General features: G+C 38.9%; 33 protein-coding genes and 2 CRISPR repeat arrays. Of the genes, 27 read left to right on the forward strand and 6 right to left on the reverse strand.

Annotated elements, in window-relative coordinates; all coding sequences use genetic code 11:
* The first annotated feature begins 54 nt into the window (after nucleotides 1–54).
* The 10 genes from V6670_RS10025 (at nucleotide 55) to V6670_RS10070 (ending at nucleotide 13,937) form a co-directional block, all read left to right on the forward strand.
* Entirely contained in the window at nucleotides 55–1,011 is a 957-nt protein-coding gene (locus tag V6670_RS10025; protein ID WP_338653951.1) for a hypothetical protein, read from the forward strand.
* Nucleotides 1,012–1,256: 245 nt separating this feature from the next.
* A CRISPR array of direct repeats spans nucleotides 1,257–1,956; the repeat unit is 33 nt; unit sequence GTCACTCTCTGTATGGAGAGTGTGGATTGAAAT.
* A 260-nt stretch (nucleotides 1,957–2,216) separates the two neighbouring features.
* Nucleotides 2,217–4,655 (forward strand): CRISPR-associated helicase Cas3', encoded by a 2,439-nt coding sequence (cas3, locus tag V6670_RS10030; RefSeq protein ID WP_141903221.1) that lies wholly within the window; start codon nucleotides 2,217–2,219, stop codon nucleotides 4,653–4,655.
* A 180-nt stretch (nucleotides 4,656–4,835) separates the two neighbouring features.
* Entirely contained in the window at nucleotides 4,836–5,552 is a 717-nt protein-coding gene (gene cas5c / locus V6670_RS10035; protein WP_338654573.1) for a type I-C CRISPR-associated protein Cas5c, read from the forward strand.
* Nucleotides 5,549–7,471, forward strand: coding sequence for a type I-C CRISPR-associated protein Cas8c/Csd1 (gene cas8c, locus V6670_RS10040; protein ID WP_338653953.1), 1,923 nt, complete (start codon nucleotides 5,549–5,551; stop codon nucleotides 7,469–7,471). Before cas5c ends, cas8c begins: the two co-directional genes overlap by 4 nt.
* A gap of 3 nt (nucleotides 7,472–7,474) precedes the next feature.
* Nucleotides 7,475–8,311: a type I-C CRISPR-associated protein Cas7/Csd2 gene (gene cas7c / locus V6670_RS10045; protein ID WP_338653954.1), complete on the forward strand. Its 837-nt coding sequence runs from the start codon at nucleotides 7,475–7,477 to the stop codon at nucleotides 8,309–8,311.
* Nucleotides 8,301–8,951 carry a CRISPR-associated protein Cas4 gene (gene cas4 / locus V6670_RS10050; RefSeq protein ID WP_338654574.1) on the forward strand — a complete coding sequence of 217 codons (651 nt, stop codon included), beginning with the start codon at nucleotides 8,301–8,303 and terminating at the stop codon, nucleotides 8,949–8,951. Before cas7c ends, cas4 begins: the two co-directional genes overlap by 11 nt.
* The gene (gene cas1c / locus V6670_RS10055; protein WP_338653955.1) at nucleotides 8,951–9,982 is read left to right on the forward strand and encodes a type I-C CRISPR-associated endonuclease Cas1c; all 1,032 of its coding nucleotides are present in this window, start codon (nucleotides 8,951–8,953) and stop codon (nucleotides 9,980–9,982) included. The genes cas4 and cas1c overlap by 1 nt, the downstream gene beginning before the upstream one ends.
* A 9-nt stretch (nucleotides 9,983–9,991) precedes the next feature.
* A complete protein-coding gene (cas2, locus tag V6670_RS10060) occupies nucleotides 9,992–10,282 on the forward strand; it encodes a CRISPR-associated endonuclease Cas2 (RefSeq protein WP_141903225.1) in 291 nt (96 codons plus the stop codon).
* A gap of 170 nt (nucleotides 10,283–10,452) precedes the next feature.
* Nucleotides 10,453–11,427: a CRISPR direct-repeat array (repeat unit 33 nt; unit sequence GTCACTCTCTGTATGGAGAGTGTGGATTGAAAT).
* Nucleotides 11,428–11,758: 331 nt separating this feature from the next.
* Nucleotides 11,759–13,288 (forward strand): right-handed parallel beta-helix repeat-containing protein, encoded by a 1,530-nt coding sequence (locus V6670_RS10065; protein WP_338653957.1) that lies wholly within the window; start codon nucleotides 11,759–11,761, stop codon nucleotides 13,286–13,288.
* 451 nt (nucleotides 13,289–13,739) lie between these two features.
* Nucleotides 13,740–13,937: a hypothetical protein gene (locus V6670_RS10070; RefSeq protein ID WP_338653959.1), complete on the forward strand. Its 198-nt coding sequence runs from the start codon at nucleotides 13,740–13,742 to the stop codon at nucleotides 13,935–13,937.
* Between the two features lie 62 nt (nucleotides 13,938–13,999).
* On the opposite strand, the gene aac(6') is transcribed toward V6670_RS10070, so the two are convergent.
* Nucleotides 14,000–14,434 carry an aminoglycoside 6'-N-acetyltransferase gene (gene aac(6'), locus V6670_RS10075; RefSeq protein ID WP_338653961.1) on the reverse strand — a complete coding sequence of 145 codons (435 nt, stop codon included), beginning with the start codon at nucleotides 14,432–14,434 and terminating at the stop codon, nucleotides 14,000–14,002.
* A 123-nt stretch (nucleotides 14,435–14,557) separates the two neighbouring features.
* On the opposite strand from aac(6'), the gene V6670_RS10080 reads away from it, so the two are divergent.
* From V6670_RS10080 to V6670_RS10090, 3 genes are read left to right on the forward strand one after another with little or no spacing between them, the layout of a single operon-like run.
* Nucleotides 14,558–15,154: a class I SAM-dependent methyltransferase gene (locus V6670_RS10080; RefSeq protein WP_338653963.1), complete on the forward strand. Its 597-nt coding sequence runs from the start codon at nucleotides 14,558–14,560 to the stop codon at nucleotides 15,152–15,154.
* A 26-nt stretch (nucleotides 15,155–15,180) separates the two neighbouring features.
* Nucleotides 15,181–15,756: a DNA-3-methyladenine glycosylase I gene (locus V6670_RS10085; protein WP_271913157.1), complete on the forward strand. Its 576-nt coding sequence runs from the start codon at nucleotides 15,181–15,183 to the stop codon at nucleotides 15,754–15,756.
* Nucleotides 15,746–16,432 (forward strand): DUF1963 domain-containing protein, encoded by a 687-nt coding sequence (locus tag V6670_RS10090; protein ID WP_036128942.1) that lies wholly within the window; start codon nucleotides 15,746–15,748, stop codon nucleotides 16,430–16,432. Before V6670_RS10085 ends, V6670_RS10090 begins: the two co-directional genes overlap by 11 nt.
* Here V6670_RS10090 and V6670_RS10095 read toward each other — a convergent pair.
* The gene (locus V6670_RS10095) at nucleotides 16,426–16,734 is read right to left on the reverse strand and encodes a transposase (RefSeq protein WP_141903231.1); all 309 of its coding nucleotides are present in this window, start codon (nucleotides 16,732–16,734) and stop codon (nucleotides 16,426–16,428) included. The genes V6670_RS10090 and V6670_RS10095 overlap by 7 nt on opposite strands.
* Before the next feature lie 72 nt (nucleotides 16,735–16,806).
* On the opposite strand from V6670_RS10095, the gene V6670_RS10100 reads away from it, so the two are divergent.
* Both V6670_RS10100 and V6670_RS10105 read left to right on the forward strand, forming a co-directional pair.
* On the forward strand, nucleotides 16,807–17,010 hold the full coding sequence (locus V6670_RS10100) for a hypothetical protein (protein ID WP_338653969.1): 204 nt from the start codon (nucleotides 16,807–16,809) through the stop codon (nucleotides 17,008–17,010).
* A gap of 161 nt (nucleotides 17,011–17,171) precedes the next feature.
* Nucleotides 17,172–17,471, forward strand: a complete 300-nt coding sequence (locus V6670_RS10105; protein ID WP_036128937.1) for a hypothetical protein — start codon at nucleotides 17,172–17,174, stop codon at nucleotides 17,469–17,471.
* 116 nt (nucleotides 17,472–17,587) lie between these two features.
* On the opposite strand, the gene V6670_RS10110 is transcribed toward V6670_RS10105, so the two are convergent.
* The gene (locus V6670_RS10110; protein WP_338653971.1) at nucleotides 17,588–18,112 is read right to left on the reverse strand and encodes a hypothetical protein; all 525 of its coding nucleotides are present in this window, start codon (nucleotides 18,110–18,112) and stop codon (nucleotides 17,588–17,590) included.
* Nucleotides 18,113–18,382: 270 nt separating this feature from the next.
* Between V6670_RS10110 and V6670_RS10115 the strand changes: the two genes are divergently transcribed.
* From V6670_RS10115 to V6670_RS10130, 4 genes are all read left to right on the forward strand, one after another.
* A complete protein-coding gene (locus V6670_RS10115) occupies nucleotides 18,383–18,736 on the forward strand; it encodes a hypothetical protein (RefSeq protein WP_338653973.1) in 354 nt (117 codons plus the stop codon).
* 88 nt (nucleotides 18,737–18,824) lie between these two features.
* Nucleotides 18,825–19,445 carry an SDR family oxidoreductase gene (locus tag V6670_RS10120; protein WP_338653975.1) on the forward strand — a complete coding sequence of 207 codons (621 nt, stop codon included), beginning with the start codon at nucleotides 18,825–18,827 and terminating at the stop codon, nucleotides 19,443–19,445.
* A 15-nt stretch (nucleotides 19,446–19,460) separates the two neighbouring features.
* Nucleotides 19,461–19,643, forward strand: coding sequence for a hypothetical protein (locus V6670_RS10125; protein ID WP_338653977.1), 183 nt, complete (start codon nucleotides 19,461–19,463; stop codon nucleotides 19,641–19,643).
* Between the two features lie 140 nt (nucleotides 19,644–19,783).
* Nucleotides 19,784–19,939, forward strand: a complete 156-nt coding sequence (locus V6670_RS10130; RefSeq protein ID WP_170829804.1) for a hypothetical protein — start codon at nucleotides 19,784–19,786, stop codon at nucleotides 19,937–19,939.
* 193 nt (nucleotides 19,940–20,132) lie between these two features.
* Here V6670_RS10130 and V6670_RS10135 read toward each other — a convergent pair whose 3' ends face one another.
* Entirely contained in the window at nucleotides 20,133–20,333 is a 201-nt protein-coding gene (locus V6670_RS10135; RefSeq protein ID WP_036128927.1) for a hypothetical protein, read from the reverse strand.
* Between the two features lie 144 nt (nucleotides 20,334–20,477).
* Here V6670_RS10135 and V6670_RS10140 point away from each other — a divergent pair, with 144 nt between their 5' ends.
* The 4 genes from V6670_RS10140 (at nucleotide 20,478) to V6670_RS10155 (ending at nucleotide 23,471) form a co-directional block, all read left to right on the forward strand.
* Nucleotides 20,478–20,813 (forward strand): hypothetical protein, encoded by a 336-nt coding sequence (locus tag V6670_RS10140; protein ID WP_338653981.1) that lies wholly within the window; start codon nucleotides 20,478–20,480, stop codon nucleotides 20,811–20,813.
* The gene (locus tag V6670_RS10145) at nucleotides 20,797–21,435 is read left to right on the forward strand and encodes an O-methyltransferase (RefSeq protein WP_141903237.1); all 639 of its coding nucleotides are present in this window, start codon (nucleotides 20,797–20,799) and stop codon (nucleotides 21,433–21,435) included. Before V6670_RS10140 ends, V6670_RS10145 begins: the two co-directional genes overlap by 17 nt.
* 60 nt (nucleotides 21,436–21,495) lie before the next feature.
* Nucleotides 21,496–22,053 (forward strand): isochorismatase family protein, encoded by a 558-nt coding sequence (locus tag V6670_RS10150; protein WP_338653985.1) that lies wholly within the window; start codon nucleotides 21,496–21,498, stop codon nucleotides 22,051–22,053.
* A 533-nt stretch (nucleotides 22,054–22,586) separates the two neighbouring features.
* On the forward strand, nucleotides 22,587–23,471 hold the full coding sequence (locus tag V6670_RS10155) for an AraC family transcriptional regulator (protein ID WP_338653987.1): 885 nt from the start codon (nucleotides 22,587–22,589) through the stop codon (nucleotides 23,469–23,471).
* A 12-nt stretch (nucleotides 23,472–23,483) separates the two neighbouring features.
* Here V6670_RS10155 and csaA read toward each other — a convergent pair whose 3' ends face one another.
* The gene (gene csaA, locus V6670_RS10160; RefSeq protein ID WP_141903240.1) at nucleotides 23,484–23,816 is read right to left on the reverse strand and encodes a chaperone CsaA; all 333 of its coding nucleotides are present in this window, start codon (nucleotides 23,814–23,816) and stop codon (nucleotides 23,484–23,486) included.
* An 89-nt stretch (nucleotides 23,817–23,905) separates the two neighbouring features.
* Nucleotides 23,906–24,082, reverse strand: coding sequence for a hypothetical protein (locus tag V6670_RS10165; RefSeq protein ID WP_004228639.1), 177 nt, complete (start codon nucleotides 24,080–24,082; stop codon nucleotides 23,906–23,908).
* Between the two features lie 259 nt (nucleotides 24,083–24,341).
* Here V6670_RS10165 and V6670_RS10170 point away from each other — a divergent pair, with 259 nt between their 5' ends.
* From V6670_RS10170 to V6670_RS10185, 4 genes are all read left to right on the forward strand, one after another.
* A complete protein-coding gene (locus V6670_RS10170; RefSeq protein ID WP_271913176.1) occupies nucleotides 24,342–24,626 on the forward strand; it encodes a DUF5316 domain-containing protein in 285 nt (94 codons plus the stop codon).
* A gap of 707 nt (nucleotides 24,627–25,333) precedes the next feature.
* On the forward strand, nucleotides 25,334–25,540 hold the full coding sequence (locus V6670_RS10175) for a hypothetical protein (protein WP_338654000.1): 207 nt from the start codon (nucleotides 25,334–25,336) through the stop codon (nucleotides 25,538–25,540).
* 107 nt (nucleotides 25,541–25,647) lie between these two features.
* The gene (locus tag V6670_RS10180; RefSeq protein ID WP_036122729.1) at nucleotides 25,648–25,956 is read left to right on the forward strand and encodes a hypothetical protein; all 309 of its coding nucleotides are present in this window, start codon (nucleotides 25,648–25,650) and stop codon (nucleotides 25,954–25,956) included.
* A 103-nt stretch (nucleotides 25,957–26,059) separates the two neighbouring features.
* Entirely contained in the window at nucleotides 26,060–26,479 is a 420-nt protein-coding gene (locus V6670_RS10185; protein ID WP_338654004.1) for a hypothetical protein, read from the forward strand.

The raw sequence follows: 26,479 nt of genomic DNA on the forward strand, positions 1-26,479 counted from the left end.
CAAACTTCCAACACATTTACGCTGTATACTATTGCATTGGAAGGTGGAATCATTTTGAGAAAATATTTACTTTTATTACTAATGAGTACTTTATTCATGGCACCAGTTGCCTATGCCCATACGATGGATAAAAGTACACTATTCACAGATGTCCCTGAAACAGCCTCCAATATTCAGGACATTATGGTATTACACAGTATCGGGCTTCTTGGGTACAATGGCAAAGATATGGCCTTAAACCCAACAGACAACTTATCACGCAAGGATTTTGCAGGCTGGGTAGGTGGCTTCTTTGGCCTAGCAGGATCGACTGTAGATGAACTAGCACAAGCAGCACAAAAAGAGGATTACGTTTCTTCCTTAGAGGGGGACCTTACGTACAAAGAAATTAATACTGCCCTTTTTCATCATAAACTAGAGCTAGCGAATCCAGATGCAACCATGACAAAAGAGGAGTACATTGCGTTCTTAACAGAGAACCTAACATTTGATATGGGTGGTCATACGCTTATTCAAATGGGCGGCTTTGCAGAAGGACCAACAGGTACTATTGAAGATGTCGTAACAGGTGACGAAACAGGGATCATCATTGGTGGTAAAACATACATGCTGTCAGGACACCCGCGCATCTTTGCTGATTCAACAGATGCCAAAAGCTGGGTAGGTCAACAACTGGAACGCTCTATTTTTACAACAGCAGGAGATCATCATCATGGTCATGACGGTGGTCAAGAAGAAAGTCACGGGGATCATGCCGAAGGGCACGGCGACAGCCATGAACACGAAGCAGCAGCCTCGAATGAAGCTACTCTACAATATGTGCAAATTAGCTCCGCACAAGTAGCAAAAGAGGACGCCAAAGAAGTGCAGTCATCGAATGCCACGCCAAAAGAACAACAAACAGCTGCAGCAGATGACACAACATCCAACTCAAATACAGTATGGATGATTGCCATCCTAGTAGTCCTAGCAGCCATTTTTGCTATTGTTTTTGTGAAACGAAAAAAATAAAGCAACTTATCGGAACCAGCAATGATCGAGGAAATTCGGTTATTGTTGGTTTTTTTAAAAGGAAATGATTGCTATAATAAAGTAAAGTGCGGATAGTAAGCTAACATGATTTCATAGCATGATTCGCACCAAAAATATTGATGAAAATGCCGCTTGGACAGAACTGTATTGATTATTAATACCTATTTTTTATTTATAAACATTAATATTAAGGATATTTTGTTGAGAATTTATTTATTTTCGCAGTCACTCTCTGTATGGAGAGTGTGGATTGAAATTATGTCAGGTCATAAAGTTGGTAAGAAGAAAACGTCACTCTCTGTATGGAGAGTGTGGATTGAAATCATTCCACCTTTAATTTCTTGGATGTAGAATGCTGTCACTCTCTGTATGGAGAGTGTGGATTGAAATAAAAGCCAGGACAACCGTAGCTAAGAAATCTCGAGTCACTCTCTGTATGGAGAGTGTGGATTGAAATTAATTTTTTATAACCTGTGTCTACTACTATCGCTGGTCACTCTCTGTATGGAGAGTGTGGATTGAAATTAGAGCATAATATTACACGTTTGTGGCAGTTGGGTCACTCTCTGTATGGAGAGTGTGGATTGAAATTCACCTCTATACTGGTGAGCGGCACGTTCAATAAGTCACTCTCTGTATGGAGAGTGTGGATTGAAATATGAGATTTATAAAGGGTGGCGCGTTGAAAAACATCGTCACTCTCTGTATGGAGAGTGTGGATTGAAATTTAGAAATCAATGCAAAGCCAGCACTTGAAGCATGTCACTCTCTGTATAGAGAGTGTGGATTGAAATGTGAATGGATTTGTGACTTGGGGAAATTACACGTCACTCTCTGTATAGAGTGTGGATTGAAATTCTTAAAATACTGGGACAAGCTTTCTATTGATTCGTCACTCTCTCTACGGAGAGTGTGGATTGAAATTTTATGGAATGATATTGGCAAACAGCACTCAGAATTTGGATTGAAATTTTGTGAAGTGCTTTTGATAATGCCAATACTTTACGTCACTCTCTGTATGAAGAATATGAATTGAAATTAAATGTGTTTTTTTTAACAACAACATTTCTTATGTATGTAGAAAAAGAGTTAACCATATTTTGTGGGTATTTAGACATCCGGTCGAAAGTTTGGTATAATTGTTCAAATATTACAATTCCACATACAAGAGAAAGGCGGATTAGATGACTACTTTAGATATTATTGCTCATATTCGATCAAGTGATGGTGCAGAGCAACGGTTGGTGGATCATTTAAAAGAGGTTCAAGTTTTGGCAGAAAGAATTGGACAGAAAATTGGTCTTTCACATGTCACTGGCCTTGCAGGAATGTTACATGATATGGGAAAGTTTAGCAGAGCGTTTCAGGAATATATTCGCGAAGCTTTCTCTAATCCCGATAATCCTCCAAAACGGGGGAGTGTGGATCATTCTACAGCAGGAGGGAAATTTTTACTGGAGCATTTTCATCAAGGTGGGCCAGTAGCACGGATTTTAACGGAATGTGTGGCAAATGCCATTTTTACACATCATGGGCAATTACTCGATATGGTAGACAGTGAGGGTCAATCGCCATTTGTAAAAAGATGGACGACTGAAAAGGATATTTCATTTTCACAAGTGAAGCAAGACTTTTTACATCATATGTATGACCTTGATTATATGCAGATGTATGTTCAAAAAGCGGTTGATGAATTGCAAACTTATCTCAATAATAGACTGAAAAATGTGAAAACTACAAGTGAAGCCGCTGGTATTATGCAAAAGTTAACAAGTTATCTCACAATGTATATATTTAGTGCATTAATTGATGCAGATCGTCGAAACTCACGAGATTTTGAAAAACAGGAAGAGTGTTCTAATAACGATTTTTCTGTTCTTTGGTCAACATTTGAACAACATTTAAATAATGAACTGGTTGAAAAACAACGCCAAGCTTTACCAAATGAGATTACCCGTTTACGTGAACATATGTCAGAGACTTGTTTAGAAAAGGCAGCTCTTCCTACAGGTATTTATACACTTTCCATGCCTACAGGTGGTGGAAAAACATTAGCTAGTCTACGTTTTGCATTAAGACATGCACAGCTTCAACAAAAAGAACGCATTATCTATATCGTGCCTTTTACTACAATCATTGAACAAAATGCTCAAGAAGTGCGTGATGTATTACATGCAGAAAATTATGTTTTGGAGCATCATAGTAATGTTATTGAAGAATCCGAACAACTTGAAGGTTTGACTTTCAGGGAATATCAGGCTACAAGAAGATTAGATGCCGCTAAGGACGATTGGGATATACCCATTGTTTTTACGACAATGGTGCAATTTTTAGAGACCTTTTATAGTGGAAAATCACGTAGTGCCAGAAGATTACATAACTTAGCGAACAGTATATTAATATTTGATGAGGTGCAGGCTGTGCCTATACATTGTGTGTCTTTATTTAATGAGGCCTTAAATTTTCTAAAAAACACATGTCAAACGACATCGTTACTTTGTACAGCTACCCAGCCAGCACTCCAATATGTACGTCATAATATAAAGATAGATGGGGAACTGATGGAGAATTTACCTTCGATTGTAGAAGCTTTTCAACGGACGACCATAAAGCCTTTGTTAAAAAACGAAGGCTGGTGTACCGATGAATTGTACGATTTTCTTAAAGTAAAACTGACCGAAAATAACAATGTATTAGTCATATTAAATACAAAAAAAGCGGTAAAAGATTTATTTGAACATTTTATTTATGATGATATTGAAGCCGTACATTTGAGCACAGGTATGTGTCCTGCACATCGAAAGCAAAAAATAAAGGAGATGCGAGAGAAGCTACGAAAAAAGGATAAAATCATATGTATTAGTACGCAATTGATTGAAGCAGGCGTTGATATCAGCTTTGATTGTGTGATTCGCTCATTGTCAGGGTTGGATTCCATTGCGCAAGCTGCTGGACGATGCAATCGTCATGGTGAAGTGGCGTTACGAGATGTCTATGTGATTAATCATGCAGAAGAATCTTTAAGTAAACTACCTACTATTAAAAAGGGTGGTGAATGTGCCAACTACATCATGAAGGATTTACAACATGATCCTACATTATTTGAGGGAAATCTATTGTCGACTGCGTCCATGATACATTATTTTAATAACTTCTATCAAGTGTTTGAATCTAAGTTAAATTATCCAATTCCAGCATTACAAACCTCTATTTATGAGCTTTTATTTCGTGTAGATACGGACTGGAATAAAAATTATCTGAAGGGACAAGGTAGACAAAATCCATTAGCAATACTAACGAGCTTTAGAACCGCTTCCTCACACTTTGAGGTGATTGACGCAAAGACACAAGGGATACTTGTACCATATGGGGAGGGGGAAGAACTTATAACCCAGCTTACGAGTGGTGAGCCAATTCCAGATTATCCACTATTTTTGAAGAAAGCCCAGCAGTACAGTGTGAATGTTTTTAAGCATGAGTTTGAAGCTCTAAAGCAAAATAATCAGTTGATTGTTGTACATTTTGGTTCATTAACGATTTATGCAGCAAAAGATGCTGCTTATGATGAACGGTATGGCATTAGTACGCAGGGAGAAGCACAGCTAACGGATTTTATTGTGTAGAAAGTGAAAAGCAGCTCATTGCTTTTCAGGTAGTGAGCTGCATGGTTAGATAATTCGAAATTATCTAAGGTTTTAGGTGAGAGATATACTATTCCTCCTATAGTGGATCTCCCTTAAAATCTATAAGGTAATTTTTACAATATTCTTTAAGGAGTATAAGGAGGTGAGAACATGACAAAAATACGCAATCAAATTGAGTTTGAGGTGTATGGTGCTTATGCATTATTTACAGATCCACTCATGAAGCTAGGTGGTGAGAAAATGACGACACAAATTCCTAGCTACCAAACGCTAAAGGGGATCGTTGAATCCGTATATTGGAAACCGTCCATTATTTGGTATATCGATGAAATCCGTGTCATGAATGCGATACGTATGGAATCAAAGGGTGTACGCCCTATTGATATGGCAGGAGGTAATACATTGGCGAATTACAGCTATTTGCGTGACGTACGTTATCAAGTAAGGGCGCATTTTGAGTTCAATACTAATCGTTCAGATTTACAGCAGGATTTCAATGAATTTAAACATCATAACATTGCTAAGCGTTGTGTCGAAAGAGGGGGGCGTCGTGATGTTTTTCTAGGCACAAGGGAATGTCAGGCCTATGTCGAGCCGTGTAAATACGGAACTGGGGAAGGGTATTATGATGACTATGATGAAGTACATTTTGGTACGATGGTGCATGGTTTAAATTATCCTGATGAAACGGGACGCAATTTGCTAGAAACAAGACTTTGGCAGCCTCGAATGATAAAAGGGTATATTACTTTTATTCGCCCAGAAAAGTGTTCACTTGTTCGTCCAATCAAAGAAATGCAAGCAAAATCATTTAAATTAGGTGAAACAATGACCGCGGTGGGTGAAGAATACGCGGAACTGGAGGTGGATGAATGAGTTATTTACGTGCTTTGTATATAACATATGAGGAACATGAAGCACAAGCGGGAGAGGTTTTTACAAAAGAAGCGAAAGATAAGAAAGAAATCGAATATACATTACTGCCGATTTCTCATACAACGCAAACGGCACATATTGAAATGGTGATTACCTTAGATGGAACATTATATGATGCGAAGGTTATCGAAAAAATCAATACCATTTTACCGTTTACGGAAAGCTCTGGTAGCCGTTCAGGAAAAAACTATGTGTCGCATATGTTGCAAGATAAGTTGATGTATGTTGCAGGTGATTATGTCACTTACACTCAAGAAGAGGATAAGCGTGATGCCCATTTATGCTATTTAGAGCAGCTTGGTGAATGGTGTACATCCGCTTATAGTCATCCGCATGTACAAGCCATTTATGAATATGTAAAAAAGGGGACACTTATTCAAGATCTTGTGGAACGCTCAATACTACATGTTACAGAGTCAGGGTTATTGCGTTCGAAATGGGATACAAAGCAAGATGGAGATAAACCATTGATATTTCAAATGTTAGCAGGGGCTCAAGAAAGTGCCTTTGTTCGTTTCAATGTACATGTACCAGAGAAAGTCATAGATCCAGTTTGGAGAAATAAGGAAATCTACGATGCATACAGTCATTTCTATCAAACGAAATTACAAGATAATGACCTATGCTATGTGACAGGTGAATACAAGCCTTTTACTGTTCGCCATCCTAATAAATTGAGAAATTCAGGGGATAAAGCAAAGTTAATTTCCGCAAATGATAGCACAGGTTTTACTTATCGTGGACGATTTAAGAATAGCTTTGAGGCGGCTAATATTAGCTATGAAGTCTCGCAAAAAGCACATAATGCCTTGAAATGGTTGATTGAACGACAAGGTAAGCAAGTAGACGGTCGTATCTTTCTTGTTTGGGGATCAAAAAATCCAGATATGCCAGAGGTTTCGAATGATTTATCGAGTGACGTTTTTCAAGGTCTAAATTTTTTGTTAGAGCAACGTGATACACTGCTTATCCAAAGTGAAGATTCTAAAAAAATACTGGCAGACCAGCATAGTCAAATCATTAGTGGTATAAAAAAGAACATGAATATTCAAGAATATGAGGATGAAAAAGTCTATATTTTAACGCTAGATGCAGCAACGCCGGGACGTCTAGCAGTACTTTATTATCGAGATTTAGATATCAAAGACTATTTTACTAGGCTATTAAAATGGCACGAGGATTGTAGTTGGCAACATACAAGGAAAAAGAATGATGAGTGGGTACGATACTTCGGAGCGCCTTCTTTTTATACGATTGCACATGCTGCTTATGGACCAAGACCAAGTGATAAAGTCGTTAAAGGGGTTATGGAACGGATGTTGCCATGCGTGCTGGATGGGCGGAAAATTCCGATGGATATTGTGCGAAGTGCTATAGTACGAGCTTCAAATCCACAGTTTTATGATCAATCATGGGAGTGGGAGCAAGCACTTGGTGTCGCCTGTTCTGTTGTGAAAAAACATTACGATGACAAAGATAAGGAGGTTTACACAGTGGCACTTGATACGAAAAATTCGGATCGTGATTATTTATTTGGTCGCTTGCTTGCAGTTGCAGATGTGTTAGAGCGTAATGCATTAGGTAAGGAAGAAAATCGGCCAACAAATGCTTTACGTTATATGAATGCATTCTCTCGCCATCCTGCAAGAACTTGGGCTACAATTCAACGCAACCTACAACCCTACCAAATGAAACTAAGAGAAAAAAGCATTTATTATACAAAGCTTATAGATGAAATTGGTGCTCAAATGGAGGTTCAAGACTTCACTGATACACCACTTACTGGGAAATATTTACTTGGTTACTACAGTCAACGACAGGCATTGTATTCGAAAAAAGAGAAGAATGAGGAGGAATAATCCATGACAACATTAGACCATAAAATTGATTTTGCAGTAGTGTTTTCAGTACAAAATGCTAACCCTAACGGAGATCCACTAAACGGGAATCGACCACGTCAAAATTATGATGGCTACGGTGAAGTATCAGATGTATGTATAAAGAGGAAATTGCGCAATCGGCTTCAAGATATGGGAGAGGCTATATTTGTCCAATCCGATGATCGTAATAACGATGGTTTTAAAAGTTTAAATGATCGGGCAGAAGCCATTCCCGAGTTGAAAAAAATTAAAGCAGATAAAAAGGGAAATGCCGATGTGTATGCTACGATTGCAAGTCAGACATGGTTTGATGTAAGGGCATTTGGACAAGTCTTTGCTTTTAAAGGGGATTCGCTATCAGTTGGCGTACGTGGACCAGTCTCTATCCATACAGCATTGAGCCTTGCACCAATTGATATTACAAGTATTCAGATTACGAAAAGTGTTAACTCAGTGACGGGTGATAAAAAAGGCTCTGATACAATGGGAATGAAGCACCGTGTAGACTTTGGAATTTACAAATTTTTTGGCAGCATCAATACACAATTAGCAGAAAAAACAGGCTTTTCGAATGCAGATGCTGAAAAATTAAAAGAAGCACTGATTTCATTATTTGAAAATGATGCCTCTTCTGCCCGACCAGAGGGCTCATTGGAAGTACATAAGGTGATTTGGTGGGAGCATAATTCTAAGCTTGGCCAATACTCATCTGCCAAAGTTCATCGCTCATTACATGTAGAAGGACAGTCATTAAGTGATTTAACAATTTCTGTAGAACCTTTAGAAGGGTTAGAAGTTTATGAGTTGGATGGAAAATGATGATGCTGACTATTTAATGCTGTCAGGGATTCAACATTTTCAATTTTGTCCTAGACAATGGGCGCTGATACACATTGAACAACAGTGGGCTGAAAATGTTTTGACAATTGAGGGTCAGCATGTACATGAAAAAGCAGATCAACCCTTTTTGCGTGAAAAACGTGGAAATAAATTAATTGTGCGAGCGATGCCTATTCGCTCGCATTCTTTAAAAACAAATGGCATATGTGATGTGGTGGAATTTCTTGAACATCCAAATGGTGTACCTATCCAGGGTGAGGAAGGCTGTTATTTGCCTATACCTATTGAATATAAACGTGGCAAACAAAAGAAAGGACAGGAAGATATTGTCCAACTAGTGGCACAAGTTATTTGTCTAGAGGAAATGTTAGTTTGTGAGATTCCCTTTGCCTATTTATTTTACGATGAAATAAAGCGTCGTGTAAAAGTCGAAATTACGAATGAGATGAAGGAAGATGTGAGGTCTATGTTTAAAGAGATGCATCGCTATTTCGAGCGGAAGCATACACCAAAAGTTAAAACTGGTAAACATTGTGTGAGTTGCTCGCTACAAAATTTATGTCTACCAGAGTTAATGACATCAACAACTGTTCGTCGTTATATGGAGAGGTATTTATAATGCGGAAATTATTAAATACGCTATTTATTACAACCCCTGATATTTATCTATCTTTAAAAGGAGAAAATGTGGTCATTACACAGGAAGAACAGCAATTAGGGAGATTTCCTTTACACAATTTTGAAGCCATCTGTACATTTGGATATGCAGGAGCAAGTCCGAAATTAATGCATGCGTGTGCAGAACTGAATATTAATTTAACTTTTTTATCGCGGTCTGGAAAATTTTTAGCACGGATTGTTGGAGAAAGCAAAGGAAATGTAATCCTTCGGAAAACACAATATCGGTTGTCAGAAAGTGAAATGGAAAGCGCCAAAATTGCTCGTAATTTTATTTTTGCTAAAATTTCTAACCAGAAATGGATAGTAGAGCGTATGGCCCGTGATTATCCGTTGCGATTAGATGTTCCTGTTTTTAAACAGGTTTCTCGTGATTTTACTACCACAATGAAAGAAGTGTTACAGGCAGAGGATTTAGAGAGATTACGAGGGTTGGAAGGGCAGGCAGCAACAGCTTACTTTAAGCTCTTTAATCAAATGATATTACAACAAAAAGAGACGTTTGTTTTTAAAAATCGTAATCGACGCCCTCCAACAGACCATGTCAATGCTTTATTATCCCTAGCTTATACATTACTCGCTTCAGATGTAGCGTCTGCATTGGAAACGGTAGGATTAGATGCATACGTAGGATATTTACATCGTGATCGCCCAGGACGTGCTTCACTTGCACTTGATACGATGGAGGAATTGCGTAGTGTTATGGCCGATCGCTTTGTGTTAAAACTTATTAATAAGAAGATTATGCAGCCAATTGATTTTGTACAAAAAGAAAATGGTGCTGTCTTGCTAACAGATGAGGGTCGCAAAAAATTTATCAAAGCTTGGCAAGAACGAAAGCAAGAAAGCTTAACACATCCCTACTTAAATGAAAAAATAAATTGGGGTCTTGTACCACATGCGCAAGCTATACTACTTGCACGATATCTACGAGGTGATTTAGAAGAATACCCACCCTTTTTATGGAAGTGAGGTTTGATCATGCTAGTATTAGTCACATATGATGTAGTCACGAAAACGGCTGCTGGTCAAAAACGATTACGCAAAGTAGCAAAAACTTGTGAAAATTATGGCCTACGTGTTCAAAATTCCGTTTTTGAATGTGTAGTCGATGCAACACAATTTAAGCAACTTCAACTTGAACTTCAGGCAATTATTGATGTAGATTTGGATAGCCTACGCTTTTATCAGCTTGGCAACAACTACAAATCAAAAGTCATGCACATTGGTGCCAAAGAAACGTTTAATGTGGAGGACACCATAATTTTATAAATATCATTTCGGTGCGGATGCAAAGCAAACATAAAATCCCTAGAAGATCCGCACCTATTTTTGTTAAGAGTTTAATCAAAATTACTATCTTGATGAGTAGAAAGAAAGATCATATTTAAATAATTTAGTGAAATTATATTAAAAATAATATTTTTTAATGAAATTTCGCTGTCACTCTCTGTATGGAGAGTGTGGATTGAAATTAATAATCCTTTATATAAAACTATCCTCGCCAGTGTCACTCTCTGTATGGAGAGTGTGGATTGAAATATTGATAGATACATTACCATCTAAAGTGGTATAAGTGTCACTCTCTGTATGGAGAGTGTGGATTGAAATAAAAGCTTACCGACTACGGCTACATCTGTTAATACGTCACTCTCTGTATGGAGAGTGTGGATTGAAATTTGAAACACCCGTCTAGCAGGCTTTGTCCGTAGGTCACTCTCTGTATGGAGAGTGTGGATTGAAATCAAAGGCTATTTGGATTTATCTAAGACCATATAAGAGTCACTCTCTGTATGGAGAGTGTGGATTGAAATGTTGCTGGTGGTGGTAACACAGGTCTGACACGACCGTCACTCTCTGTATGGAGAGTGTGGATTGAAATAAACGTTAGAAGGGATCGAACAATCCGGATACGGTCACTCTCTGTATGGAGAGTGTGGATTGAAATACGAGGTGCAGTGTCTGCGAACATTTGATTTTCGTCACTCTCTGTATGGAGAGTGTGGATTGAAATACAATTAGATTTGATTTTTTCAAAGTAATAGGTTGGTCACTCTCTGTATGGAGAGTGTGGATTGAAATATATGGTACGCCATCATCATTTAGTAAACGTCCCGTCACTCTCTGTATGGAGAGTGTGGATTGAAATTAATAGCAAGCTTTATTTCAATCAGTGGAGTTTTGTCACTCTCTGTATGGAGAGTGTGGATTGAAATCCTTATTTTAGCTTTAGAGCAAATGATTGAAAACGTCACTCTCTGTATGGAGAGTGTGGATTGAAATAGCTACAAGGTGAGGATTTGGAATAACTAAATTACGTCACTCTCTGTATGGAGAGTGTGGATTGAAATGATAGCTCTTTCAGTTGCAATAACTGCCTCTTGGTCACTCTCTGTATGGAGAGTGTCGATTGAAATCTCCTGCCCCTCGTAACTGCCTGAGTGAATCGGTCACTTACTGCATAAAGAGTGTGCTATTCTTTAAAACTAAATAGCCATCACAGATAAATAAAAAAGGTGAACAGCAAAAGGTGGGGTCAGTTGACCTACAATCGCTGTTCATTTTTTATTCCCCAAAAACCGTACACATTCATTAAAATGTCAAACCTTTCATGTGAATGCATGCATATTGCAGCAATTTTGTACAAAATTGAATAACCATAAGCATGTTCGGTATATAAATAGGGTACGATCATTTTTTAGGCTAAGGAGTGTGCAAATGGCTGTACTTGTGGTGAAGAGGAGTATTATGCATCGGTATCAAAGTATCGGGCAGGCAATTGAAGAGGCAATGCCTGGCGATATGATTGAGATTCGGGATGGAATTTATGAGGAGAGCTTGGATATTTCCAAGCGGCTGACGTTGTATGGGGTTGGGAATGTGACCATCAAGGGTGGCGTTTTTATTCGCTATCAAACCCATGTGGATATGCGGAATTTACGGTTTCGGCAAGGTCAGGGGCTATATATCAAAGGGGATTTACAGTTAGAAAATTGTATTATTGAGGAGCAATTGATTCGGACACAGATGATGGTGAGCTATGGTAGTTTGCTGATGAAAAATTGTGCTGTGCTGGCGACATCGCTAAATCATTTTGGGCTGCGGGTGGCAAATGGTTCAAGTGTGATCCTCGTTGACACGACATTTGAGCATCATGTGAAGGCCCAAATCATTGCCCAAAATTGTGAGCTGACGTTGACGAATTGTATGCTGCTGGAGGGGAAAAAGCATGGTATTTTTGCCATTCGTCATGTGAAGCTGATGCTGGAGGACTGTGAGATTCATGGGCATGCCAAGGCACAAATCATTGCAGCAGCGAGTGAAATGGCTATGACGAATTGTCTGGTTCATCAGGGGCAAGGGGTAGGAATTCAGCTATTTGACGGCACGACTTTGCGGATGGATGGCTGTGAAATAAAAGAGCATCTCGATACGAATATGGTTGTCCATCGTAGTGAGCTAATGATTGCTGATTCAATCTTTTCAGATGGGCAAGGTCACGGTCTTTACCTTGGTGAAAAAACGGAAGCGAAGTTATATGATTGTCAATTTTATCGACATGTGAAGGCACAGATTCTGATTGAAAATAGCCAGGTAGAATTTCGTAAATGCCACATCCGAAATGGCATGGCTGTGGGTGTAGCGGTTGTCGATGAAGCAGATGTTTCGTTGACGGAATGTCAAATCCAAAATCATCAGCAATTCCATATCATTGTGGATGCCAGTGGACTTCAGCTTCGTCAATCTACCATTCAATTCGGACAATCGGGTGGTATTTATGGCAATGATCATGCCAAGATTATGATGCAGCATACAATGATTCGAGAGCTGCAAAGCCATCACATCTATATAAACAATGCCCGTTTATTTACACAGTATTGTACCTTTGAACAAATGCAAGGAAATGGCATTACTTGTATTGATGCCATTTTTGAAGTAGCTCATAGCTATTTTAAAGACGGTCAAGAAAGTCCTTATGCCATGATTTGGTCAGATCAATCAATGGGACGTATTGAACATTGTACGGTGGATGAGGCAGCTCGACCATTTTTAGCATTGTCCAATAAATCATTAATGGAGATGCGTCATACGGATATTCATGCAGTAAAGGCTCCGGCTGTGGTCCAGGAAAATAGTCAATTATTTGTGCAAGGGCAAGTTCATACAGGGACATGGCAAAAGGATGCAGCGTCCAAGGTTTCCTCAATTGAGGGTATGCAGGTGATGAAAGACAATAAGATAGAAATCCCGAAACATGATATTAAAAAAATAATATAAAAGCCGATTATACAAATAAGATAAGTAGTTTCAATTTTGAAATTACTTTTTTTATGGAATGGAGAAAATAGGTTTTATTCATATGAAAAGTGGGTAAAGGAATATGTTTGCGCAGTTAAAAAACCTTGAGTTTGTGCAAAAAAACATGATAATTCGACAAAATGCATGATTATTTTTATAATAGAATAGATGTCATCCTGCGATTTCTGTAATATTTTGAATATTTTAATGGAAAAGCTATACAAATCCTTGTAAAAGTTATGATAAAAATAATAAAGTATAAATAAAATGTAAAAAAATTATTAAATAATAATCGATAAGAGATTGATTATTTACGATGTTTTATCCTATAATTAGTAAAAATGGTTCATGGGATAAGATAATTATACGTTATTTGCGAAATGTGTGTAATGATTTTACAATAATAAAATGACAGAGATATTGGGGTGATATGAGTATGTTTGGGCTGACAAAAGAAGAAATTATGTTGCTGCTAGAGGGGATTGAGTTAGCAGAAAAGCAAAAGAATGTGATTGCTGATATCTTACATTTAAACAATATGCGAATCGAACAACAACTCGCATTAATGATCCATTTAATCATAGATGAGCGCGAACGAAATATTTCCAACAATACATATCTAAACTAAAAAGCAACGAAAAATCACAGGTGAGCTGCACAAAGCACCTGTGATTTTTTTGTCAGCCATTTTTATAATTTTTTTGTGAAGCAGATAATGCGATTGGCTTCTGTAAAACCGAGTTGTAGATGGACGCGTAAACTTTCTTCATTGTGCCATTCACAGTCACTAGCAAACTCTTGACAGCCTTTGTTCTTTGCCCATTGCTCACAGTGCGCTACAAGCTGTCTTGCATAGCCTTGCTGTCGATAATCTGCCATGACGAAAAGACCTTCTAAATAGCCTACGGGGCTAGAGTTAGTACCTTCTACATAATCCGTTCGCAATTGGCATTGAGCAAATCCAATGGCTTTATCCTGGTCATAGGCAAGAAAAATAGCGGCGTTGTCTTCCTTTAAGAGCTGAGCCATCTGTTCGGCAAATGCCTCTAGTGAATGATTGGGCCAAAGCAGTAAGGCTAATGTGGCTGTTGCTAGAGCATCCTGTTGTGTTGCTTGCTTGATCATAAAATCCCCCCCTGGAAAAAAATGAAACGAAACGATTTTTAGCACGTACAAACTAGTAAGAGCTTCCACTAATGTTACATTTTCTATTTTAACACCAGTACTGAAAAAGGGGGAATCTACTGAATGTCACTCTTACAAACGTTAATTGAACAAGCGAAAAAACCTAATGGCTGGATTGGCTCATGGATGCTACGGATGATGAATATTGCCCATCGAGGTATGTATGCATGGCTCATTCGGCAAGGCGCCATCAATGATGGGGATCGTGTGTTAGACATTGGATGCGGGGGCGGAAAAATACTTCAAATTCTATCCAATTTGAATCCAAATGGTATAATCTATGGTATAGATATTTCTGAGCAGGCAGTGAAGGAATCCATCAAGCTGAATGAAGCACGTGTCGCCAGTGGCAAAGTGATGGTTAAAGAGGCGAGTGTGACAAGCATTCCATTCGAGGATCAATTTTTTGATGCCATTACAGCCTTTCAAACACATTATTTTTGGCCATCATTGGAACAGGATGTCAAGGAAGTATGGCGGGTGCTGAAAAACGGAGGGAAATTTATTATTATAGCAGAGCTATATAAAATGAATTACCATATGGAAGCTTATCAAACACCAACTGCAATGAAGCAATTATTAGAACGGACGGGTTTTCAAACAGTCTATGTGACGGAAAAATCGAGTAAAGGGTGGCTCTGTATGACAGCCATTAAGTAAGAGATACATAAAATGGAGGGAATAAAATGAAAAGATGTGATTGGGTCAAGTTAGATGAGCCTTTGTATGTGGCATACCATGACAAGGAGTGGGGAGTGCCAGTCTATGAGGATCAGCATTTATTTGAAATGCTTTGTCTAGAGGGAGCACAGGCAGGGCTAAGCTGGTGGACGATTTTACAAAAGCGTGAAGGCTACCGTGAGGCATTTGATCAATTCGATGTGGAAAAAATTATACATTATACAGAGGACAAGCTACAGGCATTACAGCAAGACACACGAATCGTGCGCAATAAATTAAAAATTGCTAGTGTGGTGACAAATGCGAAAGCCTATCTACAAATCAAGGAAAAATACGGTTCATTCTCTGACTATATTTGGGGCTTTGTTGATCACCAGCCATTGATGAATGAATGGGCATCTATAAAAGATGTACCTGTGACGACAGAAATTAGTGATCGTATGAGCAAGCAATTAAAGAAGGACGGCTTTAAATTTATCGGTAGCACGATTTGCTATTCCTTTATGCAGGCAGTTGGCATGGTGAATGATCATACAACGGACTGCTGCTGTCGCCAGAAGGAGCTAGCGCATGACAATTGAATATATTCGTGCGCAACTAGCAAAGCAGGCCACGATTTTTCAAACAGGTGGTATTCGACCGACACATGATTTATTGGAAAGCTGGATTGGCTATGTCGGCTGGTCTTTACCAGAGGAGGAACAACCACCATCTGGCTATCAGCCGCTTGCTACCTTCTTTTTAAAAGATCTACCCTATGTACCAGCAGCGCTAAAACCTTTTCAATTAGTCACACTGTTTGTTGATGAACGTCTTTTGGATCATCTAATGGAGGATGATCTTAGTCCTTATTTTCATATTAGAACATACACGACATTGGAAGGTTTAGTAAAGCGTGAATGGCAGCATGATGGCATTCGTGCATTTCCTCTCCAACCAAAGCTTATTACGAATGACTATCCAGTATGGGATGGGGGAGGTATACCGCTTCAAATAGAAGAAGATATTTTGACCTTGGAGCGTGAAGAGGAGCTGGAATATTTTGAGGATATCGTAGAAGACCTTTATCCGCTTCATAAAATCGGTGGCTACCCAAGCTTCTGTCAGAGTGGCTATGATTTTGGAGAGGATACACCATTTGTCCTCCAAATTGCCTCGGATGCGAAGGCACGATTGAACATTGTGGATCATGGCAATTTTTATTTTTTCTACAATCCAACAACGCAGACTTGGCGCGTCTATTGCGATTTCTACTGAAGGGAAGAGGGCTTGCCTTTTTCACGAACAGTCCAATCGATGATTCGGTTAATCAAGTATAAGCCGAGATACGCTCCTGTCAATAGAAAAAGAGGGTTTAAGAAAACCGCATGAATCGTTGTCATAAAAACCGCATCCTCAACAATAATGTGCGTTATAGAAGTAGCAGCAATCGTGCTGAAAAGTATGGCAGCGATGATTCCTACTATGTTGAACAGCAGGCGAAAAGTCGCCCATTTGAGCTGTAGATAAACCATAAGGCTCGGGATCACAATAGTGGTAGCCAGCATGAAAACGGTCATAACATCACATCCTTTCTTTCAGGATGCCCTTGTTCGCTCATGCATAAACATCATTGACGATAGGAGGAAAACATGTTGCGCTGGCAAGATGGAGAGGTGAAAAGAACAAAGAAGGTGAAAAAAGTGGAGCATAAAACGGTCGTAAAAAATGGCATTGGTTTTGGTTCAGTTTTAGCGATAACGATTTCATGGAGTGTCCATCATTCGATTATTTGGGCAATCATCCATGGCTGTTTTAGTTGGTTGTATGTTGTATACTATGCCATTACTCGCTAAGCTTGTCTGTCAAACTATCAACGAAGAGGTTGTTTGAATAAAAATAACTGAGGGTACATAAAAACAAATGTTCATAATTTTTGATTTGCCCGCATAAATAACAAAGTGCTCTTTTTCCAAGGCCAATTAAACTGTATGAACGTAGAAGAAAGGTTGATAGTATGACACATCAAGTAACGGCTTTAAGTAATGTTAATGGAAATGCTACGGGAGTGGAAGGCATTTTACAAAATGTAGCATTTATTTTATCAACGTTTACGATCCCTTGTCCGCTTCGAGAATATGCGATCAAGTGTGAAACTCGTAAACCCTTCCAACGTATAAAGAAGCTGAACACAACTCGCCTCATAGAATGTATTCAACGTTTTGAGCCACGAGCTGTCGTAGTAGATGTTGATTATCTTGGCGATGTCAATAGAGGAAAACTAGAGCCCATTGTCAAAGTGATTGTGAATGCATAATAGAAAAAAATGTATTCTGCCAGGTTTGAGTCAAATAACCTGGCAGAAGATCAAATGTGCTAGTAGTGGTAGGATTTATAGTATATGAATTGGTATCCAATAGGGCGTTCGAACATTTACGCCAGATTGGCGCTTCTAATGGCGATAATTTGTTGGCAATCGATGATGAGTGGTGACGCGGCTGCACCGGCTACCTCAAAGAATGTTGCACAGCAAGTTTTAGGATCTAAGCTGATAAAATAAATACCCGCAAAGCTACCGCCACCTGCTAAAATAACATCTACGAAAGCACCAGTAGACAGGCATTTTAATTGATGACAAATACAGCCTTTACAGTGGTGATCTTTAGCATGCTCCGCCTCGTAGTAATAATCTTCTTCATTACAGTATTTTTCCTCTTTTTTGCAATGGCAGTGCTTATGCTTTTGTTCCCGCTGACATGGCACATTTTTTTGCCAACACTTGCATCCATCCCGTTTATGTTCCCATTTATATTGGTCATATTTATGCTTGCACTTGCATTCTTCTACTTTGTGCTCACATTTCTTCTGTAAATGACAATTACATTTTACATACTGTTCACAGCACTTTTCTTTTTTCTTATTCCAATTCATATAATGGCTAAATCTACTATCTTGCATTTTTTAATCTCCCTTTTTGTTAGTTTTTTAGTAATGGTAGCGCTAACCTTTACACTTATAATCTATGAAGTGATGAACGATACTTCTTGGTAATTGCCCCTTGTGACAGCTTAAAATTATTTTTTGAAAAATCAAGAGAGAGATAGCCATAGATAATTGTGATAACCCTAACAGTTTTCAGGATAAAAGATTGCTAGACTTCTGCCTGTTAATTTCATGAAGAAATGGAGTGAATGTATGAAGAGAATACTGCAAATCTTCTTTCTTTTCATGTGCTTAATAGTAGTGATCTCATTGCTGATTGTACAAAGGCAGCCTTTAACCACAGCGACCAGTGCCAATAGCTCAACTCCCTATGCAGAGGAGCTTGGCGAAAAATTACAGACTACAGATTTTACGAAAAAGGTGTTGCAGGCGATACGAGAGGTAGGCTACGCCCCTGATAGTACTGTTGGCTATTTAATAGACTCGCCAGAACATCAGGTCATCACGATTCAATTACACAATGGCGAAGAAATTGATGTAAGTACAGAAAGTGAGATTCAATCCATCATCGATGAGCTAGCCAGAAAAAACAATATCCCTCTATTTATGGTTAATGTCCAGCTACTAGAGGCTAAATGAGCCGAGAGGGGGGCACATTGGATAGGTGTCTCCTTTTACATATAAAGGGAAATTAAAGCATGCTATAATTAGAAAAGAGGTGAGATTAATGAAAATCTTAGTATTAGGGGCGAGTGGACGTGTAGGTAGCCATATGGTTGAGCTGGCATTAAAGGATCAGCACGAGGTCACTATATTGGTCCGTGACCCTGATAAAATACAGCAACATCATCAACAACTGCGTGTTATTCAAGGAAATGTTTTAAATAGGCAGGATGTTGAGCAGGCAATGGTTAATGTGGACGTGGTGGTCAGTGCATTAAATACAGATGGTGGCAATACATTATCGGCCAGTTTACCGTTAATACTTGAGGCGATGACACAACAACAGGTGAAAAGAATCATTACAATTGGAACAGCAGGGATTTTACAAAGTCGTGTTACACCGACGATTCTCCGCTATCAATCGACTGAATCTAAACAAAAATCCACGTTTGCCGCACAGGAGCACCAACATGTATTCGAACAATTACAGCAGTCTGATAGGGACTGGACGATTGTCTGTCCTACTTATCTACCTAATGGGGCTTTGACAGGGAGCTACCGAATCGAACGTGATTTCTTGCCAGAGGGTGGTACTCAAATTTCAGTAGCAGATACTGCAGACTTTGCCTATCAACAAATCTTTAGTGAGGAATTTTTGAAGACACGGGTAGGTATTGCGTATTAAAAAGGGGAATGAGAGATGAAAATTATTCATACCATCATGGGTATGGTTATCATTGTCGTGGGACTTACATTCCTCAGTACAACGATTGAAGAGGCGCCTGTTAGAAATGTGATGCTGAAAGTTTATGGAAGTATTCTAGTTTTTATGGGTACATTCTATCTCAAAAAAATTGCGAAATTTGGTAAGCAAATAGTCTAAATGAACTTATTGCTTTAACTTTTTTTCATATCAACAGTCAATCCAATATTCAAGATGAGTGAAAAAATATACTGATATTTTCCTTTTTATAGAAGGTTTGCTATACTTTATGTCGAATATATCATTGAAGAGGTGATTGTATGGACAAAGAAATATCAAATAACTGTCAATATCCTCAACACCTAACAGGCCATGATGGAATCGAAACGACAGAATTATATGTCATCAAGATCACAAAGGAACAAGTGGATAGGTTGATTGAGGATATCGATCAAACATTAAAGGCGTCTACATGACGTCTTTTTTTAATGGCAAAAAGGCCACCTTCAGGGGAAAGTGACCTCAAAACAGGAGAGCTTTGGAAAGGCTAGATTTGCTTTACACTACTATACATATGAAAAAGTAATTTTGTTTGCTAGCCATTTGCCCGAGAAATAGATTAAAATTTCTTGAATTTCTAGCATACCACTGCCCGCATTATGTACAACCTCAGTCCTTTCGACATGAAAAGGAATAATTCAATGCCAAATAATCTCGTACGATTTTTGGCTGGCCTCCATTTTCAAGACATAGCTTACTAGCAATCTTAATTTCCTGCTGATTATAGTGAGATTGTGCCCCAATCAAAAATATGCCTGACAGTATCAATAAAGTACCGATTCCCAAAACATATTTTATAATCCTTTTCAATCAACTGACCTCCATTTCCACCTGCCTATTTTCTAGCATATGTCTGACTAGCAAAGCAATATGTTAATTGACATTTCGTATACAAATGTATACAATTGGTTTAAATAAATGTATACATTTGTATACAAAAGGAGGGTTTTTATAATGAGAGGTTCTGGATTTAGAGAACATATGCGAGAAGGACATCACCGTGGAGGACGTCATAGAGGCATGGATGGTGCAGCACAGCGAGGAGCGAAAACATTCCGACGAGGCAAGGCCATTTCATTTTTAGAAATGCTACATGTTAAGCGAGCAACGATTAAACAGCAATTAGAGCAGCCTGAGTTTCAATCGATTCAGCAAATTTTGATAGGGGAATTAAAAGCGATTGACATGGTCATCCAAGAATTTAGCCAGCTATTTGACATTCAGGAAGGTGAAACAACGGAAGCAGCTGACAGTCTACAGGAGGAAAATGTGCATGAAACAAATGAATAATTATATTGATACGGTATTTTATCAGCAGGATACGCTGTTAGAGGATGTTATTTCCTCCATTGCAGAAAAAGGTATGCCTGCCATTTCCGTGTCACCATCCTCGGGGAAGCTGCTGACGATGCTCGTATCGATTACAGGAGCTAAGGCTTTATTGGAAATCGGTGCGCTCGGTGGGTATAGTGGCATCTGTTTGGCAAGAGGATTGGATGCAGAAGGCTCATTGACTTCATTAGAGTTAGATGAAAGCTATGCACAGCTTGCTGCTAAAAATCTTGCCAAGGCAGGCTTTGAGAAGCAGGTTACCTATTTGACGGGCCCTGCATTAAACAGTCTGGAAAAGCTAGTAGCAGATGGACGACGTTTTGACTTGTTCTTTATTGATGCCGATAAGGATAATTATGAAAATTATGTAACGGCGTGCATCAAGCTGGCAAACCCTGGTGCATTAATTGTGACAGACAATGTCCTTGCAGGGGGCAGTGTAGTAGACCCTGAGGCTACACCAAAGCGTTATACAGCCATCATGAAAAAATTCAATGTGACGATCGCTAATCATCCACAGCTTGAGTCCATCCTTCTCCCAATTGGGGATGGCATAACCGTTTCCAAGGTTAAAAAATAGTATAACTAACTGACTATTAATGGTAAAATATTGTTAGCAAACAATAAGGGAGAGATGCTTTTGAAGCAAGCACTAGTGGTGATTGATGCACAGCAAGAACTAATCGAGGGTAATCAGGATGAACAAGCCGTCTATCAGAAAAACGAATTACTTGAGACAATCAATGCCGTCATCCAGAAGGCCGCCGAAGCCCAGGCACATATTATTTTTGTCCGTGACCAAGATGTAGCAGGTGGCGAAGGGGAAGGCTTTCAAGTACATCCAGCGATCCAAGTTCCAACGACAGCTGTCTTCTTTGATAAACTGGCAACGAATGCTTTTTACAAAACGGGCTTACTGGACTATCTACAGACCAATGACATTAAACATTTAGTGATGATGGGCTGCAAAACCGAGCATTGTGTGGATACAGCAGTAAAAACAGCAACCGTTCATGGCTTTGATGTCACATTAGTGGCAGAAGGTCATTCCACTAACGGCTCCGACTGTTTATCACCGGAAGCTATTATTGCACATCATAACGATATTTTACATGGCCATTACAATGTGGATCATTTCTCACTTGTGCGCAACGCCGATGAAGCACTATTTAAACCAACACATCATAATTATCGCTAACAAAAAATGACCAAGAATCTAGGTTCTTGGTCATTTCATATTAGGATTGAAAATCATCCTACTACAGTACATACGATGCTAAAACGCCCCTGAATATTCAAAAATCCCCTTAAATAAAGCGCATAGTATGCTTGAAAAAAGATCGCTTGGCTATATTTAATAATAGTAGTAAATGGTATATACAGAAAATTTAAAAATTAATAGAAGTATGGGTATGTATTGATTAATTTATAAAAATTACATTGCATCAAGATTTCTTCTATTATAAGGATTTTTTACAAATATTCCCACGCAAGCTATTGCTGGTTACAATGGATAGGGCCACCGTGCGAGCAGTGACCCTAAGTATCAAGTCAGGAGGTGTAAGGCTAAAAAATTAGCTTTACACTATTATATATATGAGAAAATAGCTTCGAAAGTTAGTTATTTGCCTGTTCGATAGATTATTTTTTGAAAGGCGACTAAATGGTGCATCAATTGTCGGATGTCGTATTGTTATGCCTGTTAAGGTAGTGATAAGGAAGGTGATGGATATGGATTCTTTAACAAGATTAAATGAGGCAGTAGCGTATATTGAAGCTCATCTAACAGAAGAAATAGACTTAAAAGAGGCTGCAAGAATAGCTTATTGCTCGGACTATCATTTTAAACGAATGTTTTCCTTTCTAGCAGGAGTATCGTTGTCCGAGTATATTCGTCGTAGGCGGTTGACACTTGCCGCTCTAGAACTGTCGAATTCCTCTAGGAGAATCCTTGATATTGCCATTTGTTATGGCTATCGCTCCGCAGATGCTTTTACAAGAGCCTTTCAGCAAATGCACGGCATCACACCTTCCGAGGCGAGGCAAAGTGGTCAAATCTTAAAAGCTTTTCCACGGATGACCTTCCAACTTACTATTAAAGGAGGTAGTGAAATGAATTACCGACTCGAGCAAAAAGAAGCATTTCACATTATCGGACTCATGAAAAGAGTACCAATTGTTTTTCAAGGAGAAAATCAAGCAATAACAGAGCTGGCTCGCTCTTTGACAATGGCGGACATTGAGCAACTGAAAAAGCTGTCCAATATCGAACCAAAGGGGATAATCCAAGCCTCCACCAACTTTTCAGAAGGGAGAATGGAAGAAAAGGGGGAACTCGACCATTATATCGGAGTAGCCACAACAGAAAAAGTTACCCACCACTTTACAGAGTTGGATGTACCTGCGTGTACGTGGGCCGTATTTGAAGCGGTCGGACCATTTCCGCAAACACTACAGGAAATGTGGGGCCGCATCTATGCCGAATGGTTCCCATCATCTGGCTATGAGCAAGTAGCTGGCCCTGAAATCGTACGCCATGCAAGCACCGATTTCTCCTCACCAACATTTACAAGTGAAATATGGATCCCCATTTATAAAAAGGAGCCTTTTGCGTAATGCAAAGGCTCTTTACTGTATTTTTGTGCCATTTGGTATCTGCTGATCAGGTGTTAACAGGATCACATCGCCTTCTACAGGCACTCCACCAATAACTAACACCTCAGACTTAAAACCAGCGACACGACGGGGAGGAAAATTAACAATCGCCACTACTTGCTTCCCAATCATTTGCGCCGGTGTATAACGCTTGGTAATTTGTGCAGAAGACTGTTTAATGCCAAGCTCTTCACCAAAGTCAATGGTCATTTTAATCGCAGGAACACGCGCTTTTGGCAATTCCTCTGCCTCTAAAACCGTGCCAATTCGTATATCAAGTGCTATAAAATCTTCAATGGTAGCCATAATCATACTCCTTCTTATTTTATGACAATACTATCATTGAATAGAAAAATATTCAAAAAAAGAAGAGCACGTGCAGTGCTCTTCTCTTATTAACGACGATGCTCTACCAGGTCAATAGCTCCTAACACAATGTGTGCTAGCCCAAAACCAAAGATGGTATTGGCCACCATTTTGTTAGAGCCATGCTTTTGCTTCATGGCATATCCAGCAGCAGTAACAGCCGACCCTAGGATAGTAGGGATTAAACCTTCACGAATTCCATTCATAAATTGATCCCTCCGTCGTATGATTCGGTGTGAATTTCACACCATACTTACTATGAACGTTTGGCGATTATACTATACTAAGCATCAATCAAATAGCGTATTTTTGTAATAAAGGAGCGTTTAGTTAAAGTACAGAAAGTCTCCTGCAAAAACGCCCGTAAAAGGATGGCCACTCTCATTTATATAATGCATGTAATTTTTGGAATTATTGAAACAAATAGGAGATGTTAGCCGTATAATAAAATAAGGGGGGCTGAAAATGAAGTATGTAGGCATTGGCACGATATTATCGATTCTAGGTGTTGTATGTTCCATCTTCATATGGGGTACCGAGCAAGCGCATTTGCTCTCAGGGATACTAGGCGGAGTGTTCATCTTTGTCTCGATAGTAATGTCAGGAGCGATAGCGAGCGGAGATAGAATACGAGCCAATCTCGCTACAGAAACAAAAGAAGCTAGAAACGAACGTAATCGCATGATGACTAACGCGTCACTATTAGCCTTACCCAACATTATTGTAGCCATCTTCGCCTATTATCTCTGAAGCATCCATCAGTCTGAACGAACACTCCATTCAAAGTAGTTCTATCGATCAAAATAGAGGTTCGATCAACATGCTCTATACACCACATTAGATGAACACTTCACTTAGAGTAGTTCTATCAATCAAAAAAAGCGTTTTATCGATCAGTTTATGCATTTTATCCACTACATTTTAAGTTCTATCCATCAATCTAGATGAACGCTCCGACCAGAGCAGTTCTATCGCTCGAAAAAAGAGTTTTATCCATCAAAATAAGTATTCTATCGCTCAATATATGCGTTTTATCCACCACATGTTGAATTCTATCCATCAATTTGGATGAACGCTCCACTGAGAGTAGTTCTATCGATCAAAAAAAGGTTTCTATCGATTAATATATGCGTTTTATCCACCACATGTTGAATTCTATCCATCAGTTTGGATGAACGCTCCACTGAGAGTAGTTCTATCAATCAAAAAAAGGTTTCTATCGCTCAATATATGTGTTCTATCCACTACATTTAGAGTTCTATCCATCAATCTGGATGAACAATCCAATCAGAGAAGTTTTATCAATCAAAAAAAAGGTTTCTATCGCTCGATATATGCGTTTTATCCACCAGATTAGATGAACACTTCACTTAGAGTAGTTCTATCGCTCAAAAAAAAGCGTTCTATCCATCAAAATAAGAATCTACTCACCTCTAATAGAAAGGATGTCGCGTGCTATGGATGAAGACAAAGATTATTACCCAGAAGCTTCTAGATACACACTTGCTGTTGTTCTTTTGACACTAATTATTTGGGGTATTTATGATTGGCGCAATGCACATGCAAATGGTTTTCAATTCCTGTTAATTAATGAAATTGTAATCACACTTGGGATCACGCGCTATATGTTGAAGAAGCGAGATCAACGAAGGAAGCGCTCTTAATAATCGGACATATAAAATTCATAAAACGTGTCACATCTACCCTAGGTGTGGCTTTTTTTATTGCATTTAATAGTGGATGAGTACATTTGTAATAGAGAGGTGGTACTATGCAATTAACAGATGGTACACGGACATTTGACACGGACATCATTGATGAGGCTGCCAGAAAGAAAGAGCGTGATGAGCAGGAGCGGGAGATGCTCAATGCCTTTGCACGTTATGCTTATCTTCGCTACAAGCAAATACGAGATAAAGTAAATCCACGTAAATGTAAATATATGTATATTCATCAAGTTCGCCAGCAAATAACATCACCTGCTAGGCTCCAACGTGTTTGTAAGCTTCTGACGATGACAGAGGAGGAAGTTCTGTACATTGTGGAATTTGTGCGAAAGTATTTGAAATATGTGAAGTAAACCTCATCGATTGATGGGGTTTTTTTACATAATTTCTAGGGAGAATTATTTCTCAACGACCTGCTCCATATAGTATGATGAACGTGGGTAAAGGAGTGAGAATTTGAGATTCATTAAATTTCTAGTAGTGATTATTATTTTCCTTGGCGTGGCTGGGTATGGTGTGTTGCATTTCGGCACAAAATTTGCCTCTGAAAAAATTGTAGATACCCTGTCAACGGAATTAGAAAGCAGTGGACAAAAGGAAGAAATCAAAAATGCCATTGAAAATGACCCTCAATTGAAAGCCTATATGGAGGAGGCAAAAACGGTCGATAGCAGTACATTGCCGTTTACGACAAAAGAAGAGGCGACCAAAGTATTAATTCAAAAAGTGGGAATTACGGATTTAAACGACATTCGTGTGAAATTGCAAGATGGCTCGATGACACAAGAAGAAGCCCTGCAAATGGTTGAAGGAAAATTGTCGGATGAAGAGCTTGCTGCGTTAAAAGTAATCGTTTATCAAGAGCTTTATCAATAA

Origin of the sequence: Lysinibacillus sp. Y5S-8 (assembly GCF_036894365.1) — a bacterium.
GTDB classification, from domain to species: Bacteria; Bacillota; Bacilli; order Bacillales_A; family Planococcaceae; genus Lysinibacillus; species Lysinibacillus fusiformis_D.

What these genes read in the sequence shown, in the direction of transcription:
- V6670_RS10115 (WP_338653973.1), top strand. Translation starts at nt 18,383, where the DNA reads ATGTGCTTAATAGTAGTGATCTCATTGCTGATTGTACAAAGGCAGCCT.
- csaA (WP_141903240.1), bottom strand. Translation starts at nt 23,816, where the DNA reads ATGGCTACCATTGAAGATTTTATAGCACTTGATATACGAATTGGCACG.
- cas4 (WP_338654574.1), top strand. Translation starts at nt 8,301, where the DNA reads ATGGAAAATGATGATGCTGACTATTTAATGCTGTCAGGGATTCAACAT.
- V6670_RS10110 (WP_338653971.1), bottom strand. Translation starts at nt 18,112, where the DNA reads ATGCAAGATAGTAGATTTAGCCATTATATGAATTGGAATAAGAAAAAA.
- cas2 (WP_141903225.1), top strand. Translation starts at nt 9,992, where the DNA reads ATGCTAGTATTAGTCACATATGATGTAGTCACGAAAACGGCTGCTGGT.
- V6670_RS10070 (WP_338653959.1), top strand. Translation starts at nt 13,740, where the DNA reads ATGAGTATGTTTGGGCTGACAAAAGAAGAAATTATGTTGCTGCTAGAG.
- V6670_RS10095 (WP_141903231.1), bottom strand. Translation starts at nt 16,734, where the DNA reads ATGACCGTTTTCATGCTGGCTACCACTATTGTGATCCCGAGCCTTATG.
- V6670_RS10155 (WP_338653987.1), top strand. Translation starts at nt 22,587, where the DNA reads ATGGATTCTTTAACAAGATTAAATGAGGCAGTAGCGTATATTGAAGCT.
- V6670_RS10065 (WP_338653957.1), top strand. Translation starts at nt 11,759, where the DNA reads ATGCATCGGTATCAAAGTATCGGGCAGGCAATTGAAGAGGCAATGCCT.
- V6670_RS10105 (WP_036128937.1), top strand. Translation starts at nt 17,172, where the DNA reads ATGACACATCAAGTAACGGCTTTAAGTAATGTTAATGGAAATGCTACG.
- cas8c (WP_338653953.1), top strand. Translation starts at nt 5,549, where the DNA reads ATGAGTTATTTACGTGCTTTGTATATAACATATGAGGAACATGAAGCA.
- cas3 (WP_141903221.1), top strand. Translation starts at nt 2,217, where the DNA reads ATGACTACTTTAGATATTATTGCTCATATTCGATCAAGTGATGGTGCA.
- V6670_RS10145 (WP_141903237.1), top strand. Translation starts at nt 20,797, where the DNA reads ATGAAACAAATGAATAATTATATTGATACGGTATTTTATCAGCAGGAT.
- V6670_RS10080 (WP_338653963.1), top strand. Translation starts at nt 14,558, where the DNA reads ATGTCACTCTTACAAACGTTAATTGAACAAGCGAAAAAACCTAATGGC.
- cas1c (WP_338653955.1), top strand. Translation starts at nt 8,951, where the DNA reads ATGCGGAAATTATTAAATACGCTATTTATTACAACCCCTGATATTTAT.
- V6670_RS10170 (WP_271913176.1), top strand. Translation starts at nt 24,342, where the DNA reads ATGAAGTATGTAGGCATTGGCACGATATTATCGATTCTAGGTGTTGTA.
- cas7c (WP_338653954.1), top strand. Translation starts at nt 7,475, where the DNA reads ATGACAACATTAGACCATAAAATTGATTTTGCAGTAGTGTTTTCAGTA.
- V6670_RS10120 (WP_338653975.1), top strand. Translation starts at nt 18,825, where the DNA reads ATGAAAATCTTAGTATTAGGGGCGAGTGGACGTGTAGGTAGCCATATG.
- V6670_RS10180 (WP_036122729.1), top strand. Translation starts at nt 25,648, where the DNA reads ATGCAATTAACAGATGGTACACGGACATTTGACACGGACATCATTGAT.
- V6670_RS10100 (WP_338653969.1), top strand. Translation starts at nt 16,807, where the DNA reads ATGTTGCGCTGGCAAGATGGAGAGGTGAAAAGAACAAAGAAGGTGAAA.
- V6670_RS10090 (WP_036128942.1), top strand. Translation starts at nt 15,746, where the DNA reads ATGACAATTGAATATATTCGTGCGCAACTAGCAAAGCAGGCCACGATT.
- V6670_RS10140 (WP_338653981.1), top strand. Translation starts at nt 20,478, where the DNA reads ATGAGAGGTTCTGGATTTAGAGAACATATGCGAGAAGGACATCACCGT.
- V6670_RS10165 (WP_004228639.1), bottom strand. Translation starts at nt 24,082, where the DNA reads ATGAATGGAATTCGTGAAGGTTTAATCCCTACTATCCTAGGGTCGGCT.
- V6670_RS10175 (WP_338654000.1), top strand. Translation starts at nt 25,334, where the DNA reads ATGGATGAAGACAAAGATTATTACCCAGAAGCTTCTAGATACACACTT.
- V6670_RS10085 (WP_271913157.1), top strand. Translation starts at nt 15,181, where the DNA reads ATGAAAAGATGTGATTGGGTCAAGTTAGATGAGCCTTTGTATGTGGCA.
- V6670_RS10125 (WP_338653977.1), top strand. Translation starts at nt 19,461, where the DNA reads ATGAAAATTATTCATACCATCATGGGTATGGTTATCATTGTCGTGGGA.
- V6670_RS10130 (WP_170829804.1), top strand. Translation starts at nt 19,784, where the DNA reads ATGGACAAAGAAATATCAAATAACTGTCAATATCCTCAACACCTAACA.